Raw genomic sequence first — 17,755 nt, 5'->3', positions numbered from 1 at the left:
GCAAACGCTACGGCTGGGCCGTACACGGCGACCTGCTTTCTTTCTCATACCGATATACGGACGGGTAGTGACGACCGCCGGGCCGGGGGCTTAGATTTCCTGCGCATTACACAAATGATCAGCTGGGATCCAGGTGATCGACTGTGCCGCAGGTGATGAGCCGAGGGGACTGGAGCCCGCCGCATGTCAGACACGTCCGCTTCACCCGGCAGGAGACCGGTCGTGACGCCTGCGCGCGTCGTGGCCGCTCTGTGCCTGATCGCACCCTTTGTCGGAATGCTCTGGGTCGGCTCGTACGCCAAGGTCGAGCCGACCCTCATCGGGATCCCGTTCTTCTACTGGTACCAGATGCTCTGGGTGCCCATCTCGGCCGTGCTGACCTCGGTCGCCTACATCCTGGTCCGCCGTGAGCAGCGGGCACGCAAGGGGGGTGAGTCGGCATGAACGGCGGAGTGAACGGCGTCGCACTCGCCGTCTTCATCTTCTTCTTCGTGGTCGTCACGGCCATGGGGTTCCTGGCCGCGCGCTGGCGCCGCGCCGAGAACGCCAACAACCTCGACGAATGGGGACTGGGCGGCCGCAGCTTCGGCACCTGGGTCACCTGGTTCCTGCTCGGCGGCGACCTCTACACCGCGTACACCTTCGTCGCCGTCCCGGCGGCGATCTACGCGGCGGGCGCGTCCGGCTTCTTCGCGGTCCCGTACACCATCCTGGTCTACCCGCTGATCTTCACCTTCCTGCCCCGGCTGTGGTCGGTGTCCCATAAGCACGGGTACGTCACCACGTCGGACTTCGTCCGCGGCCGCTTCGGCTCCAAGGGGCTCTCGCTGGCCGTCGCGGTCACCGGCATCCTCGCGACCATGCCGTACATCGCCCTCCAGCTCGTCGGCATCCAGGCGGTGCTGGACGTGATGGGCGTCGGCGGCGGGGAGAACACCAACTGGTTCATCAAGGACCTGCCGCTGCTGATCGCCTTCGGCGTCCTCGCGGCGTACACCTACTCCTCCGGGCTGCGCGCGCCCGCGCTGATCGCCTTCGTCAAGGACACCCTGATCTACATCGTCATCGCGGTGGCGATCATCTACATCCCGATCAAGCTGGGCGGCTTCGACGACATCTTCGCCGCGGCGAACGACAAGTTCACCAAGGCGGGAACGGGTTCGCTCGCACCCCCGGCGGAGGGCCAGTGGGCCTACGGCACCCTGGCCCTGGGCTCGGCGCTCGCCCTGTTCATGTATCCGCACTCGATCACCGCGACGCTCTCCAGCCGCAGCCGCCAGGTGATCCGCCGCAACACCACGATCCTGCCGCTGTACTCGCTGATGCTGGGGCTGCTGGCGCTGCTCGGCTTCATGGCCATCGCCGCCGGGGTCCAGGTCGAAAACGGCCAGCTCGCCATCCCCCAGCTCTTCGAGGACATGTTCCCCGACTGGTTCGCGGGCATCGCCTTCGCCGCGATCGGCATCGGCGCCCTCGTCCCGGCGGCCATCATGTCGATCGCCGCGGCGAACCTCTTCACCCGCAACATCTACAAGGACTTCCTGCGGCCGAACGCCACGCCGGAGGAGGAGACCAAGGTCTCCAAGCTGGTCTCGCTGCTGGTGAAGGTCGGCGCGCTGATCTTCGTGCTGGGCATGGACAAGACCGTCGCGATCAACTTCCAGCTCCTGGGCGGTATCTGGATCCTCCAGACCTTCCCGGCCCTGGTGGGCGGCCTGTTCACCCGCTGGTTCCACCGCTGGGCGCTGCTGGCGGGCTGGGCGGTCGGCATGGTCTACGGAACGTGGAAGGCGTACGACACCCCGAGCGGCACCCAGAAGCACTTCGGCAACACCGCCGATATGCCCGCCATCGGGGAGATCGGCTACATCGGTTTCACCGCGATCGCGCTCAACGTGCTGGTGACCGTCGTCCTGACGGTGGTGCTGCGCGCGCTCAAGGCCCCCGACGGCATCGACGAGACCACCGCCGCGGACTACAAGGCGGACGCGGGCGACCCGGGCGTCCAGGCCGACCTCCCGCCGGCCACGGCGGGCTCCCCGGGCGGCCACTGACGCCTGCGGCGGTCTGCGCCGACTGACGGCGAACGGGCCGTCGGCTCCCCCTGACTGACGGGGAGCCGACGGCCCGTTCGCCGTTTCGCCGACCCCGCCCATGTCCGCGCGTTTCAGGCGGCGATCTCGTAGGCGTCGCGGGGCGGCTGGGGTGCGAGTTCGAACCAGAGCAGCTTGCCGCTCCTGCCGAACAGCTCGTCGGCGAGGGCGTAGCCGCCCCAGTTGTCGGCGCAGATCCGGACGATGAGCAGGCCGCGCCCGTACGTGGCCTCGGTGTTCGCGGCGGCCTCGGCGAGGGCGGACGAGCGGTCGAAGAGGGCCGGGGGCTTGTCGAAGGGCGGCGGGATATCCGGATTCGTGTCCCACACGCTGATCCGCAGACGCCCCTCCACGGCGCGGATGCGCATTTCGGCCGGACCCGTGGTGTGGCGGTAGGCGTTCGTGACCACCTCACTGGTCACGAGGGTCGCGGGGTCGGTGAGGCCACCCATGCCGTGCCGGGCGAGGACCGCACGGAGGGTGGTCCTCGCGATGGCGGCGGCGCGGGGGTCGTGGGGCAGGCGCAGCGAGTACGACCAGGGGTTTTCCGGGGGTGGGGTGGGCATGAAGTCTTCGGTCTGTGCGTGGAGTTGGGCTGTGTCCGGGCACACACCGTAGAGCTTGCAATGGCCTATATTCCATTCAGGCGACGAAATGCGGGCCAAGTTGCCCTGTGTGGGTGACACGTGCACACTGTGTGCCGACCAGGAGGACGAACCATGCCGTCGAGCACCACCCCGACGCTGCGTCAGCAACGACTGGGCGCCGAGCTGCGCAAACTCCGCGATCGCGCCGGCCTGTCGACCACCGCGGCCGCCTCGCTCCTCGGCGTCAACCAATCCCGCATCAGCAACATCGAGGCCGGGCGGTACGCCGTGGGCGCCGATCGCGTCCGCACCATGGCGTGCAACTACACCTGCGCGGACACTCGGCTGGTCGATGAGTTGGCCGCCATGACCGGAGGCCGTACCCGTGGCTGGTGGGAGGAATACCGGGAGATCCTCGTCCCCGGCTTGCTCGACCTTGCCGAACTGGAGCACCACGCGGCGGACCTGCGCATCGCATCGGTGGTCCACATGCCCGGCCTGCTGCAAACCACCCAGCACGCGCGCACCATCTTCAGCGAGGCCATTCCTCCCCTGGCGGGATACGAAGTGGAGCACCGGGTCTCGTTTCGCATCAAGCGGCAGGCGGTCCTCTACGGGGACCAGCCGATCCCGCTGACGGTCGTCCTCCACGAGGCCGCCCTGCGCATGGGTTTCGGTGGCCCGGAGACAACCCGCGAGCAGCTCGACCACCTCATCGAGATGAGCGAACACGACCACATCACCATCCTGGTGATCCCCTTCGGCGGCGGCACGTTCCCCGGCTCGGGCCAGCCCATCGTCTATGCTCACGGCCCGGTGCCGCAGCTCGATACCGTCCAGTTGGACACGGACCACGGTTGCGAGTTCATCGACGCGGAGGCCAAGTTGGTGATGTATCGCTCGGTGCTGGACCGGATGGAAAGCTGCGCCCTTGAGCCCGCGAAGTCGCGCAACCTGATCCATGACATCGCGCAGGACACCTGAGAGGGAACACATGCGCACCCACCACTGGCGGAAGTCCTCGTACAGCTCCCAAGGGGCCAACTGCCTCTACGTCTCCGCATCCGACAACGCCACGATCCGACTGCGCGAGAGCGACGAACCCAACACCATCCTCACCACCACCCCCACCGCCCTGAGCGCCCTCATACGCAGCGCCAAGGCCGGGCAACTCGACCACCTCGCCAAGGCATAGGGCGGGCCGAATGCGCACCCACCACTGGCAGAAGTCCTCGTACAGCTCCGCAGGCAACGCCTGCCTGTACGTCTCCGTACCCGACAACGCCACCATCCGACTCCGCGAGAGCGACGAACCCGACACGATCCTCACCACCACCCCCCACGCCCTGGACGCCCTCATACGCAGCGCCAAGTCCGGGCGACTCGACCACCTCGGCAGAGCGTGAGGGCGGGGGCGGCCCGCTACGGTGTCATCCATGTCTGACGAGGAGACCCTGTGGGACTACCCCGCCGATGAACCCGTGGAGCGGCACGGCGAGTTCACCCTGACCGTCGTACAGCCGCCGTTCCCCGGCCCAGAGGGCGTGCTGGAGGCCCACGACGAGGCCGGAGCGCGGTCGTTCGCGGAAGCGTTCGGCACCGTACAGCGGGTCCTGGAGTACCAAGGGGCGATTCCCGCCACCGAACTCATCGACGTGGACACCCGCGCCGACCTGGATGTGATCCGGGTCGGCTGCTGGGGCGGCGTCATCCAGATCAACGACCCTGCCCTGATCGGCCTGTCCGAGAGCTTCCCCATCGAGGAGCAGGCCGAAGCGCTCGCCGAGCGCTACCCCGACGCGGTCATCGTCGCCGCCGCCGACATGGACCTTCCCGGCGCCGACTACGGCACCTGGAAGATCGTGCACCCCGGCGGCGCCCGCATCTTCGCGGCCGGTTTCGCCGGTGAGGAGGACTGGGATGTCGTGGGCGAGGTGACCGCGGTTCTCGATGCCTTCGGGATCACCCCGGAGCAGGCCGCCGCTGCCGGGGTCGACCCGGCCCACGCGCCGGGAAGCTTCGCGTGGGACGCCCTCGCGGGTCTTGCGCTCAAGGCTGTGTCGCCCACCGACCGGCGCGGCCTGACGGCTTCCGTCTTCCGTGTGCGGCGCACCGAGGATGCCGTCGTTTCGATGGAAGACACCTGGTTCGATCAGTAACGATTCGGGAACCAGGAGAACTTGACGCGGACACGCCGTAAAAAACCCGGAACACCACGCGCCCCGCCCCTTAACGTGAAGCGTCGTCGGCGCAACCAACACCTAGACGCAGTCTCGGAGCCCTCTTGCGCGCCGCGGTCTTGAACGGGGGCTCTCAGGGGGAGGGCGCACGTTGAACAGCCTCATATCCAAACCCACGCATCCACGGCGCCTCTGGGCGCGCCTGGTGGTCGCGTTCACCGCGGCGAGCGCCGTGACGCTGACCGGTCTGCCCGGCCTCCACACCGACGAGGCCGAGGCCAAGCCCCGCACGCAGCGCTGTGACGAGAAGTACCTGGGCCAGAAATTCGACCGCACTCCGGCGAACTCCGGACCCCCGGACAACCTGGAGTACGACGCCTGGCCCAACGACGAGACCTACACCTACGACAACCCGGCCAAGGCATACGACGGCGTCCTCCCGCCCACGGAGAAGCAACTCGAGAAGGCGGGCACGGACTACCGCAAGTGGCAGCGGATCGCCAACAAGTCCGGCAAGCCGGCCGACCGCGTCATGGAGATCTACGCCCGCTACCAGGAGCAGCTTAAGCGGGGCGGATACACGGACTTCAGGCGCTATCTGGACGTGAAGTACATCGGCAAGCCCGGCAACAACTACCGCGGCGAAGCCTTCATGGGGCGCATGGTCAAGAAGTACAACATGATCGGCCCCGACTGGTGGTGTGAGGACCCCGTCGACTACACCGACGAAAACGGCAACAAGAAGCGCCGCTGGGTCGACGCCCGTAACCGGCGAACCGACGTGCACGTCGAGGGCAAGTCCAACGGCGAGGTCCAGCAGAAGCAGGTCGACGCCGACCGGCAGATCGCCAAGCAGAACAAGGACGTCACCAACCGGTATCTGACCGGTGCGCGGACCGACCAGGCCACGAAGGGGCGGATCGCCCAGCTCAACAAGGACATCCAGCAGGACCGCCAGACCACCCGCACGGTGGCCGGGATCAATGAGCGCCGTTCGAACGCGATCGAGCGCACCCAGAACCCGAACAACTACACGCGCTACGACCCGCGGTTCAACCCCGACCCGCGCAAGAACGGCATGCGCGGCCCGATCATCGACCAGGCACTCCGGTCGGGGAAGTCCCTGGAAGAGGCCCAGAAGCTCCAGCGCATCTACAACGGGAACAACTCGCGCGGGTACTTCATGCGCGGCCCCGGCGGCATCGACTTCTCCAGCCTCGAACTCAGCTACGTGGGCGCCCCCGTGAAGGGCAAGGGCTTCAACTACTCGATGAAAGCCGACTACGCCAAGGACCCCGACAGCAAACCGGGTTACGGCGGGGACGCCAAGCTGTCGATGTCCTCGGACGCCATGTTCACCTGGCTCGCGCTGACGCCGGACAAGTTCTGGGTCAACCTCAACCCGGACCAGCCCGAGACGATCATGGACAGCAAGTTCGCGTCCACCGACGCGGGCCGTGTGCTGCTGGAGGCCGACCTTCGCCTCAAGCACGACTTCTTCAAGGCCATGGACCCCAAGACCGAAACCGGCAAGGCGGCGTGGGACGGCCTGGTCAAGCGCAACGGCTGGCCTTGCCTGAACTCCGGCCGCAACTGGATCGAGCCCAAGACGGCCAAGGTCCGTGAGCAGGACGGCGGCGTCTACATCCTCGACGCGCCGCTGAAGCTCCAGTCGGAGTACATGGACATCAACACTCCCGGCCCCGGCGGCGGCAACTCCTGTGCCAAGGACCTCACCAAGGCCGAGATCGAGCAGAACGAACGCGTCCTCCACAACACCGTGGTCCCGCTCGTCGAGAAGTGGATCAACACCGAGCCGCAGTACGCCGACCTGCGCCGGGTCTACAACGCCCGCGTCGCGGCCGAGTACATCCGCCGTAAGGACGCGGTGTCGCCGACGGACTTCCACAACATCATCAACAGCAACGACGTCAAGCGGTGGCCGCTGCGCGCCCCGCACCAGGACTGGGACAAACAGCAGGTCTTCGACAAGTACCGGAAGATCTTCACCGAGGGCGAGTTCAAGTACGAACTCACCAAGGGCCAGGAGGTCTGGGTGATCACCGTCGGCGGCGTGGACTTCTCCAAGGCCCCCAAGCGGAACATCAGCCGCACCCAGTTCAACCTCGAGCACCGCGGCCTGGACAAGACCACCAAGACCTCCACCGGTGCCGAAACGACCTACCGGGACACCGAGACCACCTATCTCGGAGGCACCTCCGGCAAGCTCCCCGGCGACGACCCCACCCCGACGCCCACTCCGACACCGACGCCGACGCCAACCGATAAGCCCACGGACAAACCGACCGACCAGCCGACCACTCCGGCGCCCGACCCGTCCACCCCGGGCGGCGGCGACGGCAGCCAGCCCCCCGCCACCAAGGACCCGGACGGAAACCTCGCCCACACCGGATCCGACACCCCTGTGGCTCTGATCGCGGGCATCGCCGCGGCTCTCGCAGCGGTCGGCGGAACGCTGGTGTGGTGGATGCGGCGCCGCAAGACCACCCAGGACGGCTAGTCGGTTTCGCTGGAATCGGTGGCTCGTTGATCCGGGGACGGCTCCTCGATCGTGCGAGCACATCAGCACGCGGCCGGGGCCCCGAAAAGGGGCTCCGGCCGGCGAGCCGGCCGACAACCCGCGACCTGCCGCCGGCATCCCAGGTGAGGCGCTGACCGGCCATGTGCCGGAGGCGGCCCGGGCGACCGCTTCCGACGTCGAGCCGGTGCTGACCCGGGGGCTGTCCCCACCACGTTCGTTACAGGCAGCCGGACGCTGATCCGGCGGGACAGCAGGATCGCCCCGAGCGATCGTGATCGGAAAAGCTGAAGGCCGGTTTCGCGAGACTTCCCAGGAGTTCACTCGTGCGCAAACAGGCAGGTCAAAAGGTTCGTTCGGCCCGATGCGGGCACGGGTGGCGCGGGGCCGGTGCCGCTGTCGCCGTGGGGGCCGTGATGATCGGCGCCCTGGCGCCGCAGGCGGCCTTCGCCGGCGCCCGCCCGGACCGCGGCGTCCAGCAGGGACTGAACGCGCTGGTACATGCCGATGGAGTCCCCGCCGCGCTGGCGAGCGTGCGGGACCGGCACGGTCACACCCGTACCTACACCGCCGGGATCGGCGACCTGGCCACCGGCGCCGAGGTGCCCCCGGACGGACAGGTGCGCATCGGCAGCAACACCAAGACGTTCACCGCCGTGGTCGTGTTGCAGCTGGTCGCCGAGGGGAAGGTCGGCCTCGACACGCCGATCGAGACCTACCTGCCCGGCCTGGTGCGCGGCGAAGGCATCGACGGGCGTCGCATCACGGTTCGCCACCTGCTGCAGCACACCAGTGGGTTGCCCGACTACGTCCCGTACCTCGACGACGAGCCCCGCTCCTACACCCCGCCCGAGCTGCTCGCCGCCGCCCTCCGGCACAAGGCCGACTTCGAACCCGGAACGAGCTGGCGGTACAGCAACACCAACTACGTCCTCGCCGGCATGCTGATCGAGAAGGTCACCGGACACTCGTACGCCGAGGAGGTCGACCGGCGCGTCATCAAGCGCCTGGCGCTGCGCCACACCTACTTCCCGAAGCCCGGCGAGGTGGACATCCGCGAGCGCCACCCCCACGGTTACGACCGGAGTTCGGCCGACGCACCCTGGCAGGACGTCACGGAGCTCAACCCCTCCTGGGGCTGGGCGGCCGGGCAGATGGTGTCCACCAACTCCGACCTCAACCGCTTCTTCTCCGGGCTGCTGTCCGGGCGTCTCCTCCCGGCGGCCCAGCTCGCCCAGATGCGCACGACCGTCCCCGCCGCGTACTTCGGTCCCGGTGCCCGCTACGGGCTGGGCCTGGTGAGCAAGCCGCTGTCGTGCGGCGGCGTCTACTGGGGCCACGGCGGCAGCACCACGGGCTACGAAACCCGGGGCGGGGCCACCGACGACGGCCGCGCCGCCGAGCTCGCGGTGACCACGCAGCCGGGCGACCCGGCGGTCATGCGGCACGTGGACACGGACGTGGACCGGGCGTTCTGCCGCTGAGCTCAAGACGGCCCATAGGGGCCCAGTACGGCCTTGGGGACCAGCCCCTCGGCGCGGAGGCGGCATAGTGCCGCTCGGCGGCCCCGGCGCGGTGCTCACGGAAGGTGACCGGTGAGTCCTCAGCAGTTCGAACGGACGTCGCCGGTCACCGGGCCCTGATGGAAGGGGCCCGATGACCGGCACGGTTCGGCCGGATGTGCGCGTCAGACGTAGAGGAAGCCGCCGGGGACGGTGACGGTCCCGGTGGCCGTCACCAGCGTGACGGTCGCGGTGCCGGGCACCCCGGGCGGGGTGGTGCCGGTGACCGTGGTGGCGGTGGCGGTCACACCCGTGGCGGGAACGCCGTTGAACAGCACGCCCAGCACGCTGCCGAGGTTGGTGCCGTTGATGGTGAACGCGGTGCCGCCGGCGGCGGGTCCGGTGGCGGGCGTGATGTTGGTGGGCGCCGGGGCGGGCGGCGCGACGAAGTAGGTGAAACCGCCGGGGACGGCGGCGGTGCCGTTCGGGCCGCTCAGCACCACAGCGACGGTGCCGCCCCCGGGCGGGCCTGCCGGGGTGATGCCGATCAGGCTGGTCCCGCCCGGGTTGATGGTCAGGATGGCCGACGGGACCCCGCCGAAGGTGACACTGGTGACACCGGTCAGGTTGGTGCCCGTGATCAGGTACAGGGTGCCGCCGGTGGTCGGCCCCACGGTCGGAGTGATGGAGAAGGCGGTGGGCGGCGTCGGCGCCACGTAGGTGTACACCTGGCTGTTGCTGGTGCCGGCGGTGGTGGTGACCAGGACCTGGACGGACCCGGGCGCGTGCGGCGGGGCTATCACCACGATGACGTCGTTGGTGGGGTTGCCCGGCCAGCCGCCACCGGGCCAGCCACCGCCGCCCCAGCCGCCGCCCCAGTCACCGCCACCGGAACTGCTCTGGCTGACGATCTGGGCGGGCACGCCGCCGAAGGTCACGCTGATGACATTGCGCAGGTTCTGCCCGTTGAGCTGGACGAGGTTCCCACCGGCGGCGGGGCCCGAGTTGGGCACCACGGACAGCAGCAACGGCGGCCCCACCTGCGACGGGGGCCAGTTGGCCGCGGTGGGGGCGGCGGTCGCGAGAGCGGTCGAGGTCATGGTTGGTCCTCCCGGGGAGGGGTCGGGTGTGCGCCGACGGCATGCCGATGTCGTGGGCAGGCCGCTGGTCAACGCCTCGTCGTCGCCGCGTCGTGGCAGGCGCGGTCGAGGCAGGCCGGCACCGGAGGAACGGAAAGCCGCCGGGCGGCCGGTCAGGGCGCGGAAGCGATGCGCCGAATGAGAGCGGAACTACGGGACGAACGCCCGGCTCCTGGATGGCCTACGAGGTATGGGGCACCCTCGGCGGCACGTTTCCAGTTATCCACGCCCACCCCCGTCGCTCAAGGTTCCAGGGCTGCCATCACTCGTTTGGCGCATCTGGGCGCGCCCGGCGGCGAGCTTGTATGACAAGCGCTCCGCTATTCGGGGGAACGCGCGGCCGGAGTATGGCCTGCCGTCCTCCACCGTGCCTCTAATGAGTGACATCGGCAGTGCCAACCCGTGCGGGACCACCCGGGGAGGGAGCGATCCGATGAGCCTCGCCGCGTTCCTCCTCGCCCTCGGCACCACCTGCCGTATCACCCGCTTCATCACCAAGGACACGCTGGCGGCGGGGTTCAGAACCTGGGTCGCCGACCGCTTCGGCGACGACTCCCGGCCCTCCTACCTCGTCAACTGCGGCTGGTGCACCAGCACCTGGGTCGCCGCAGCCATCGCCGTCTACGCCTCCTTGCTGCACACCACCGCGTGGTTCCACCTCCCGGCCACCGCCCTGACGCTCTCCTACCTCGCCGGGGTCGCCTCGCGGTGGCTGGACTGACACCGACCTGCACTGGGCTCGAGGGAGACTCGAGGGAAAGGAACGGCAGCCATGGCCTGCAACTGCGGCGGAGGGGCACGTGGCCCGCGACCCGTTGTCGTCTATGAGTTGACGCTGCCGGACGGCACGGTCCGGCGCTATTTCACCTATCAGGAGGCCGACGCCGCCAATAAGCGCGCGGGCTCCACCGGAGTGATCAACACCGCCGTCCAGTGACGGCGAAGCGCGGCGAGTAACGCCGAAGACCGGCGCCGGCGGCATGGCGGCCCCGCTGTCAGTGGTGTGCGGCAGACTGCGGACATGGACATCACGATCAGACGCGCGCGGGACGAGGAACTGGACGGAATCGGCGAGCTCACCGCGCAGGTGTATCTCGGGGACGGGCTCCTGGACTTCGGCGACAGTGATCCATATCTCACCACCCTGCGCGACGCCCGGCGCCGGGCCGCCGAGGCCGAGCTGCTGGTCGCGGCGGACGCGGCGAGTGACGAGGTGCTGGGGGCCGTGGCGTTCGCCGTGTACGGCGGGGCGTATGCGGAGCTGGCCCGGCCCGGCGAGGGCGAGTTCCGGATGCTGGCCGTGCGGGCGGAGTCGCGGCGGCGCGGGGCGGCCGAGGCGCTGGTGCGCGCCTGCCTGGACCGGGGGCGCGCGCTGGGGCTGCGGCGGATCGTGATCAGCAGCCAGCAGTCCATGACCGCCGCCCACCGGCTGTACGGTCGGCTGGGGTTCGTACGAGCCCCGGAGCGGGACTGGTCGCCGATAGCCAAGTTGGAGCTCACCCTGTGGGCGTTCACCGTGGAGCTGTGACGACCGGCGGCGCGCGCCCTGGGCCCATGGGCTCTCGCGCGCCGGGCAACGGGCTCTCGCGCGCCGGGCTACGGACTCGCGTGCGCGCCGGGCCACGCCCCGCCACGGGCCCCAGGTCACGGGCCACCTTCGGAACGCATTAGCACATTCATGCGAAACTCCGCACCTCGCGACACAAGATATGGGGGTGCGTGCGTCGGCCGACACAAGATGTATGCTCGTCCTCGCTGCCGCCGCAGGGAAATCCGGTGGGAATCCGGAACTGTCCCGCAACGGTGTACGTGTGCGCTTATGCGGCGTGCCCGTAAGTCCGAGCACCTGCCGACAGCCCTGTGTGAACACGTCCCCCGGCCTCGAGGGTTGGGCCGATGGACGCTGCGTGGTGTGCCTGACGTACGAGGAGTACGGCATCGGCATGCCCGTACGCGCCCATCGCACCCCCTCGTGGCCCCGGCCGAGCGAGGGAGAGCACCTCAGTGACCATCGCGCCCGCAGATCCGGTTTCAGAGCAGGCGGTTTCTCAGGCAGCGCACGACGCGCCCGGAACCGCCCTGCTGCGGACCCTCACCGGACTCACCGCCGACCTGCCTGCCACCGACCCCGGTAAGGTCGCGGCCGCCGCCCTGCGCGGCCGCCATCCCGGCTCGGACGAGGCGGAGTTGCGCGGCCTGGCGATTGAGGCGGCCGCCGGGCTGATCGCCGAGGAGCCGGAGTACTCGCGGCTGGCCGCGCGGCTGCTGGCGCTCACCATCACGGAGGAGGCGGCCGGGCAGGGCGCGGTCTCCTTCTCCACCTCCGTCCAGGTGGGCCACCGTGAGGGCCTGCTCGCCGACTCCACCGCGGAGTTCGCCGCCGCCCACGCCGCACGGCTGGACGCGCTGGTGGAGCGGGCCCTGGCCGACGGCGCCGACAAGCGCTTCGGCTACTTCGGACTGCGCACCCTCTACAGCCGCTATCTGCTGCGCCACCCCATCACCCGTCAGGTGATCGAGACCCCGCAGCACTTCCTGCTGCGGGTGGCCTGCGGGCTCGCCGAGGACCTCTCGGAGCGGGCGCTGGACGACGTGGCCGAGCTGTACCGGCTGACCAGCACGCTGTCGTATCTGCCCAGCTCCCCCACGCTGTTCAACTCCGGCACCCGGCATCCGCAGATGTCGTCCTGCTATCTGCTGGACTCGCCGCTGGACGAGCTGGACTCGATCTACAACCGCTACCACCAGGTGGCGCGGCTGTCGAAGCACGCGGGCGGCATCGGCCTGTCCTACTCCCGTATCCGGGCGCGCGGTTCGCTGATCCGGGGCACCAACGGGCACTCCAACGGCATCGTGCCGTTCCTGCGCACGCTCGACGCCTCGGTGGCCGCCGTCAACCAGGGCGGCCGGCGCAAGGGCGCGGCCTGCGTCTACCTGGAGACCTGGCACGCGGACCTCGAGGAGTTCCTGGAGCTGCGGGACAACACGGGCGAGGAGGCCCGCCGTACCCACAACCTGAACATCGCCCACTGGATCCCGGACGAGTTCATGCGCCGGGTCGAGGCGGACGCCGACTGGTCGCTGTTCTCCCCGGTCGACGCGCCCGCTCTGGTGGACCTGTGGGGCGACGAGTTCGACGCCGCGTACCGGAAGGCCGAGGCCGAGGGGCGGGCGGTCAAGCAGGTCCCGGCGCGGCAGTTGTACGCCCGGATGATGCGCACCCTCGCGCAGACCGGCAACGGCTGGATGACGTTCAAGGACGCCGCCAACCGCACCGCCAACCAGACCGCCGAGCCCGGCAGGGTCGTCCACTCCTCGAACCTGTGCACCGAGATCCTGGAGGTCACCAACGACGGCGAGACCGCCGTGTGCAACCTCGGCTCGGTCAACCTCGCCGCGCACCTGGACGAGGACGGGCAGGTGGACTGGGAGCGCCTGGACGCCACCGTCCACACCGCCGTGACCTTCCTCGACCGCGTGGTGGACATCAACTTCTACCCCACGGACGAGGCCGGGGCCTCCAACTCCCGCTGGCGCCCGGTGGGTCTGGGCCTGATGGGGCTGCAGGACGTCTTCTTCCGGCTGCGGCTGCCGTTCGACTCGCCCGAGGCCAAGGCGCTCTCCACGCGGATCTCCGAGCGCATCATGCTCGCCGCGTACGAGGCGTCCTGCGAGCTCGCCGAGCGCCACGGCCCGCACCCGGCCTGGTCCGAGACCCGCACCGCGCGCGGTGTGCTGCACCCGGACCACTACACGGACGCGGTGGCCACCTGGCCGGAGCGCTGGGAGGCGCTGCGCACCCGGATGGCGAAGTCCGGGATGCGGAACTCGCTGCTGCTGGCGATCGCGCCGACCGCGACCATCGCCTCCATCGCGGGCGTCTACGAATGCATCGAGCCGCAGGTCTCCAACCTCTTCAAGCGCGAAACGCTCAGCGGGGAGTTCCTGCAGGTCAACTCGTATCTGGTGGACGACCTCAAGAAGCTGGGCGTCTGGGACGCCCATACCCGCGAGGCGCTGCGCGAGTCCAACGGCTCGGTCCAGGAGTTCTCCTGGGTGCCCGCGGACGTACGGGACCTGTACCGCACCGCGTGGGAGATCCCGCAGCGCGCCCTGATCGAGATGGCGGCGGCCCGCACCCCGTACCTCGACCAGAGCCAGTCGCTGAACCTCTTCATGGCCTCGCCGACCATCGGCAAGCTCAGCTCGATGTACGCGTACGCCTGGAAGCGCGGCATCAAGACCACGTACTACCTGCGCTCGCGTCCGGCCACCCGGATCGCCCAGAGCGCCCGTGGCGGCGGCGCCGCCGCCACCGCGCCCGCCCCTGCCCTCATCCCCGTACAGCAGGCTCCGGCCGAGGCCGACGCCATCGCCTGCTCCCTGGAAAACCCCGAGTCCTGCGAGGCATGCCAGTAACCATGAGTGACACCAAGAACCTGCTCGACCCGGGCTTCGAACTCACCCTGCGGCCGATGCGGTACCCGGAGTTCTACGACCGCTACCGCGACGCGATCAAGAACACCTGGACCGTGGAGGAGGTCGACCTCCACTCCGACGTCACCGACCTCGCCAAGCTCTCCCCCGGTGAGCAGCATCTGATCGGCCGTCTGGTCGCCTTCTTCGCGACCGGCGACTCGATCGTGTCCAACAACCTGGTGCTGACGCTCTACAAGCACATCAACTCCCCCGAGGCGCGGCTGTATCTGTCCCGGCAGCTCTTCGAGGAGGCGGTGCACGTCCAGTTCTATCTGACGCTGCTGGACACCTACCTCCCCGACCCGGACGACCGCGCCGCGGCCTTCGCCGCCGTCGAGAACATCCCCTCCATCAGGGAGAAGGCGGAGTTCTGCTTCCGCTGGATGGACTCGGTGGAGAAGATCGACCGGCTGGAGACCAAGCAGGACCGCCGCCGCTTCCTGCTCAACCTGATCTGCTTCGCGGCCTGCATCGAGGGGCTGTTCTTCTACGGCGCCTTCGCGTACGTGTACTGGCTGCGCTCGCGCGGGCTGCTGCACGGCCTGGCGACGGGCACCAACTGGGTGTTCCGCGATGAGTCGATGCACATGGAGTTCGCCTTCTCGGTCGTGGACACCGTCCGCGAGGAGGAGCCGGACCTCTTCGACGACGAGCTCCGGCAGCAGGTCACCGACATGCTGAAGGAAGCCGTCGAGGCGGAGCTGCAGTTCGCCCGCGATCTGTGCGGGGACGGGCTGCCGGGCATGAACACCGCGTCGATGCAGGAGTATCTGCAGTGCGTTGCCGACCAGCGCCTGATGCGCCTCGGCTTCCCCGCGGTCTTCGGCTCGGAGAACCCGTTCTCCTTCATGGAGCTGCAGAACGTCCAGGAGCTGACCAACTTCTTCGAGCGCCGCGCCTCGGCCTACCAGGTCGCGGTCGAGGGCTCGGTCGCCTTCGACGACGACTTCTGATGCCACAGGGCGGGCCGGACCCCGCCTGGGTCCGGCCCGCCCTGTGAAGTACGGCACACTCAGTCGTTGGGCACCGTCTCGTAGCGGGCGGTGCCCTCGGCCATCTGCTTCAGCACATCCTTACGGTCGCGCTTGGAGAGCCGGTCGGTGTACAGGTAGCCGTACAGGTGGTCGGTCTCGTGCTGCAGACAGCGCGCGAAGTAGCCGGTGCCGCGCACCGCGATCGGCTCGCCGTCGAGGTCCTGGCCGCGCACCACCGCGTAGTCGGGGCGGGCCAGCTCCATATAGGCCGTGGGGACCGACAGACAGCCCTCATTGGAGTCGTCCAGCACCCGGCGGTCGGCGGGCAGCTCCTCCAGCACCGGGTTGCACACCGCGCCCACATGGCGAACGCCCTCGTCGTCCATGCAGTCGTAGACGAAGACCTTAAGGTCGACACCGATCTGGTTGGCGGCCAGGCCCACGCCCTCCGCCGCCCGCTGGCTGGCGAACATGTCGTCGACGAGCCGCGCCAGCTCCTCGTCGAACACGGTCACGTCCCGGCACTCCTTGTGCAGGACCGGGTTGCCGTAAACGGTGATCGGGCGGGCGGTGCCGCGCTCGCGGAAGGCCCGCTCACGCTCCTCGCAGTCCTCCGTGTCCACGACGAAATCGTCGACCACCTGTTGTTTCGTCCCTTGCTGCGACATCGTCCGCCGTGTGCCTTCCCTCAACCGTGATGCGTTGCCCTACAGGGTACGGGCACGACGCGCCCGGGCGCGGTGTGCTTACGCGCTGTGAGCGGGCCTCCACGGGCCCTGGTGGGGCGTACAGGTCGGCTAGGGGGTATCCGGCGGGTCTCTCCCCTCCCCGCCCCTTCCCGCAGCATCGATATGCGGCTCCGCCGCGTGGCAGGGCTCCGCCTCTGGACCCCGGCTGCCGAGGAGGCGATCGTCGCGGCAGCGGATGGCCGGGCGGAGGCCCGCGCACATCCGCGTCGCCCGGCCGGAGTCTGGGGCGGCGTCCCACCACGAGGCGGAGCCGCACATCGATGCTTCGGGAAGGGGCAGAGCCCCAATCCGGGGCCCGGGGCAGAGCCCCAATCCGGAGCCCGAGGCAGAGCCCCAATCCGGAGCCCGAGGCAGAGCCCCAATCCGGAGCCCGAGGCAGAGCCCCAATCCGGAGCCCGGCGCAGAGCCCCGGTTTCGGGAAGGGGCGGGGAGGGGACAGCCCGCCGCAGGCGTCACGGCCCGCCGAGCCCCCTAGGCCCCCAGGGCAGCCGCCAGCCGCCAGGCGGTCAGCAGACCTCTTCCAGATCCCGCCACTCGCGGGTGTCCGGGCTGTCGGCGACCCAGCCGTCCAGCAGCCCCCGCACCAGCCCACCGGGCGCCGCGATCCCGCATTCGCGCTCGGGGACCCACAGCGAACCCGAGCCCGCCATACGGTGGCCCAGCGGCCCGGGGTGGCCCGGTTCGCTGTGGTCGTGCGGGTCCAGATGCTCGCCCTCGCCCTCGTCGCTGGGCATCCGGCTCTCCGAGCAGGAGCGGCACAGCAGCCGCACCGACGACGACCAGTCCTCGGCCGCGAAGCCCGCGTCCGCCGCGAGCCGCTCCAGGGCGTCCCGGTCGGCCTCGGTGGCCGCCTCCAGCAGCACCACCCAGGTCGGCACCGGGGACGGCGCCCACAGCTCGATCTCGTCGAAGACCGGGTACGAGGGACCCGCGGAGGTCACGCGCTCACCGTGCGGTACGCCGTCGTGCAGCACCACCTCGCCCCAGCGCCGCCCGGACGACGGCAGCGGGATGGACAGCACCTCGATCCGGGCCGGGTCCAGCCGGCGGCCCCAGACGACCTCGGCCTCGCCCTCCGGGGACAGCCTTACCGCCGCGCTGCCCAGCTCCATGCCGAGCGGCTCCCCGGACGCGGACGCCTCTCCGGGCACCTTCAGCCCGTACGCCTGCCAGGCGCGGCGGGCCAGCGGCCAGTCCTGCAGCGCGGTGGCCGCGATTCCCACGTTCCACCAGTCCGGAGCGCCCGTCTCGCGGTCCAGCAGCGCGACCGCCCGCAGCCCCGCGGCGCGCGCCTGCTCCCAGTCGTGCCGGAACTTGTGCAGCAGCGCCAGGTTGAACCAGGACTCCGACAGCCACGGCTCCAGGTCGGCGGCGCGGGTCAGCAGCGCTCCCGCGTCCTCGTACCGGCCGTCGCCGATGAGCGTGAACGCACGGTCCGTGGCCTGCCGCCATGAGGCGGACGGCCGGTGCCGTACCTTGCCGAAGATCTTCACGATTCCCGCCTGCCGGTATC

The 17,755-nt window shown here is 69.6% G+C and carries 17 protein-coding genes and 1 riboswitch; of the genes, 13 read left to right on the top strand and 4 right to left on the bottom strand.

Annotation, left to right across the window (positions count from 1 at the left end; genetic code table 11):
* The first annotated feature begins 183 nt into the window (after positions 1 to 183).
* Together STRVI_RS06420 and mctP are read left to right on the top strand one after the other, a co-directional pair.
* Positions 184 to 444 (top strand): DUF3311 domain-containing protein, encoded by a 261-nt coding sequence (locus STRVI_RS06420; protein ID WP_043235484.1) that lies wholly within the window; start codon positions 184 to 186, stop codon positions 442 to 444.
* On the top strand, positions 441 to 2,054 hold the full coding sequence (gene mctP, locus STRVI_RS06415) for a monocarboxylate uptake permease MctP (protein ID WP_014054806.1): 1,614 nt from the start codon (positions 441 to 443) through the stop codon (positions 2,052 to 2,054). The genes STRVI_RS06420 and mctP overlap by 4 nt, the downstream gene beginning before the upstream one ends.
* 113 nt (positions 2,055 to 2,167) lie before the next feature.
* Here mctP and STRVI_RS06410 read toward each other — a convergent pair whose 3' ends face one another.
* The gene (locus tag STRVI_RS06410; RefSeq protein WP_014054805.1) at positions 2,168 to 2,659 is read right to left on the bottom strand and encodes an ATP-binding protein; all 492 of its coding nucleotides are present in this window, start codon (positions 2,657 to 2,659) and stop codon (positions 2,168 to 2,170) included.
* A 153-nt stretch (positions 2,660 to 2,812) separates the two neighbouring features.
* Here STRVI_RS06410 and STRVI_RS06405 point away from each other — a divergent pair, with 153 nt between their 5' ends.
* The 6 genes from STRVI_RS06405 (at position 2,813) to STRVI_RS06380 (ending at position 8,883) form a co-directional block, all read left to right on the top strand.
* Positions 2,813 to 3,664 carry a helix-turn-helix domain-containing protein gene (locus tag STRVI_RS06405; RefSeq protein ID WP_014054804.1) on the top strand — a complete coding sequence of 284 codons (852 nt, stop codon included), beginning with the start codon at positions 2,813 to 2,815 and terminating at the stop codon, positions 3,662 to 3,664.
* A gap of 10 nt (positions 3,665 to 3,674) precedes the next feature.
* Positions 3,675 to 3,875, top strand: a complete 201-nt coding sequence (locus STRVI_RS06400) for a DUF397 domain-containing protein (RefSeq protein ID WP_014054803.1) — start codon at positions 3,675 to 3,677, stop codon at positions 3,873 to 3,875.
* Positions 3,876 to 3,885: 10 nt separating this feature from the next.
* Positions 3,886 to 4,086 (top strand): DUF397 domain-containing protein, encoded by a 201-nt coding sequence (locus STRVI_RS06395; RefSeq protein WP_014054802.1) that lies wholly within the window; start codon positions 3,886 to 3,888, stop codon positions 4,084 to 4,086.
* A 30-nt stretch (positions 4,087 to 4,116) separates the two neighbouring features.
* Complete coding sequence (locus tag STRVI_RS06390) at positions 4,117 to 4,839, top strand: DUF6333 family protein (protein ID WP_014054801.1); 723 nt, start codon at positions 4,117 to 4,119, stop codon at positions 4,837 to 4,839.
* Between the two features lie 172 nt (positions 4,840 to 5,011).
* Positions 5,012 to 7,381, top strand: coding sequence for an LPXTG cell wall anchor domain-containing protein (locus tag STRVI_RS06385; protein WP_014054800.1), 2,370 nt, complete (start codon positions 5,012 to 5,014; stop codon positions 7,379 to 7,381).
* 344 nt (positions 7,382 to 7,725) lie between these two features.
* The gene (locus STRVI_RS06380) at positions 7,726 to 8,883 is read left to right on the top strand and encodes a serine hydrolase domain-containing protein (RefSeq protein WP_014054799.1); all 1,158 of its coding nucleotides are present in this window, start codon (positions 7,726 to 7,728) and stop codon (positions 8,881 to 8,883) included.
* A gap of 203 nt (positions 8,884 to 9,086) precedes the next feature.
* Here the strand turns inward: STRVI_RS06380 and STRVI_RS06375 are convergent, their stop codons facing one another.
* On the bottom strand, positions 9,087 to 10,001 hold the full coding sequence (locus STRVI_RS06375; protein ID WP_014054798.1) for an IPT/TIG domain-containing protein: 915 nt from the start codon (positions 9,999 to 10,001) through the stop codon (positions 9,087 to 9,089).
* A gap of 472 nt (positions 10,002 to 10,473) precedes the next feature.
* Here STRVI_RS06375 and STRVI_RS06370 point away from each other — a divergent pair, with 472 nt between their 5' ends.
* The 5 genes from STRVI_RS06370 to STRVI_RS06355 all read left to right on the top strand — a co-directional run bounded on the left by STRVI_RS06370 (position 10,474) and on the right by STRVI_RS06355 (position 15,472).
* Positions 10,474 to 10,761, top strand: coding sequence for a hypothetical protein (locus tag STRVI_RS06370; RefSeq protein WP_014054797.1), 288 nt, complete (start codon positions 10,474 to 10,476; stop codon positions 10,759 to 10,761).
* Between the two features lie 51 nt (positions 10,762 to 10,812).
* Entirely contained in the window at positions 10,813 to 10,977 is a 165-nt protein-coding gene (locus STRVI_RS52515) for a DUF7196 family protein (RefSeq protein ID WP_014054796.1), read from the top strand.
* 84 nt (positions 10,978 to 11,061) lie between these two features.
* Positions 11,062 to 11,568 carry a GNAT family N-acetyltransferase gene (locus STRVI_RS06365; protein ID WP_014054795.1) on the top strand — a complete coding sequence of 169 codons (507 nt, stop codon included), beginning with the start codon at positions 11,062 to 11,064 and terminating at the stop codon, positions 11,566 to 11,568.
* A 180-nt stretch (positions 11,569 to 11,748) separates the two neighbouring features.
* A riboswitch (cobalamin riboswitch) is annotated at positions 11,749 to 11,908 on the top strand.
* Between the two features lie 136 nt (positions 11,909 to 12,044).
* Positions 12,045 to 14,459, top strand: coding sequence for a ribonucleoside-diphosphate reductase subunit alpha (locus tag STRVI_RS06360; protein WP_014054794.1), 2,415 nt, complete (start codon positions 12,045 to 12,047; stop codon positions 14,457 to 14,459).
* On the top strand, positions 14,450 to 15,472 hold the full coding sequence (locus tag STRVI_RS06355; RefSeq protein ID WP_014054793.1) for a ribonucleotide-diphosphate reductase subunit beta: 1,023 nt from the start codon (positions 14,450 to 14,452) through the stop codon (positions 15,470 to 15,472). The genes STRVI_RS06360 and STRVI_RS06355 overlap by 10 nt, the downstream gene beginning before the upstream one ends.
* A gap of 59 nt (positions 15,473 to 15,531) precedes the next feature.
* On the opposite strand, the gene def is transcribed toward STRVI_RS06355, so the two are convergent.
* Positions 15,532 to 16,161, bottom strand: coding sequence for a peptide deformylase (gene def / locus STRVI_RS06350; protein WP_043235481.1), 630 nt, complete (start codon positions 16,159 to 16,161; stop codon positions 15,532 to 15,534).
* A gap of 587 nt (positions 16,162 to 16,748) precedes the next feature.
* Positions 16,749 to 17,735, bottom strand: a complete 987-nt coding sequence (locus tag STRVI_RS06345) for a tetratricopeptide repeat protein (RefSeq protein ID WP_014054791.1) — start codon at positions 17,733 to 17,735, stop codon at positions 16,749 to 16,751.
* Positions 17,736 to 17,755: the final 20 nt, after the last annotated feature.

Origin of the sequence: Streptomyces violaceusniger Tu 4113 (assembly GCF_000147815.2) — a bacterium.
Taxonomy (GTDB): domain Bacteria; phylum Actinomycetota; class Actinomycetes; order Streptomycetales; family Streptomycetaceae; genus Streptomyces; species Streptomyces violaceusniger_A.
The sequence above is the reverse complement of the archived record's forward strand: the minus strand, read 5'-3'. Positions and strand labels throughout refer to the sequence as shown.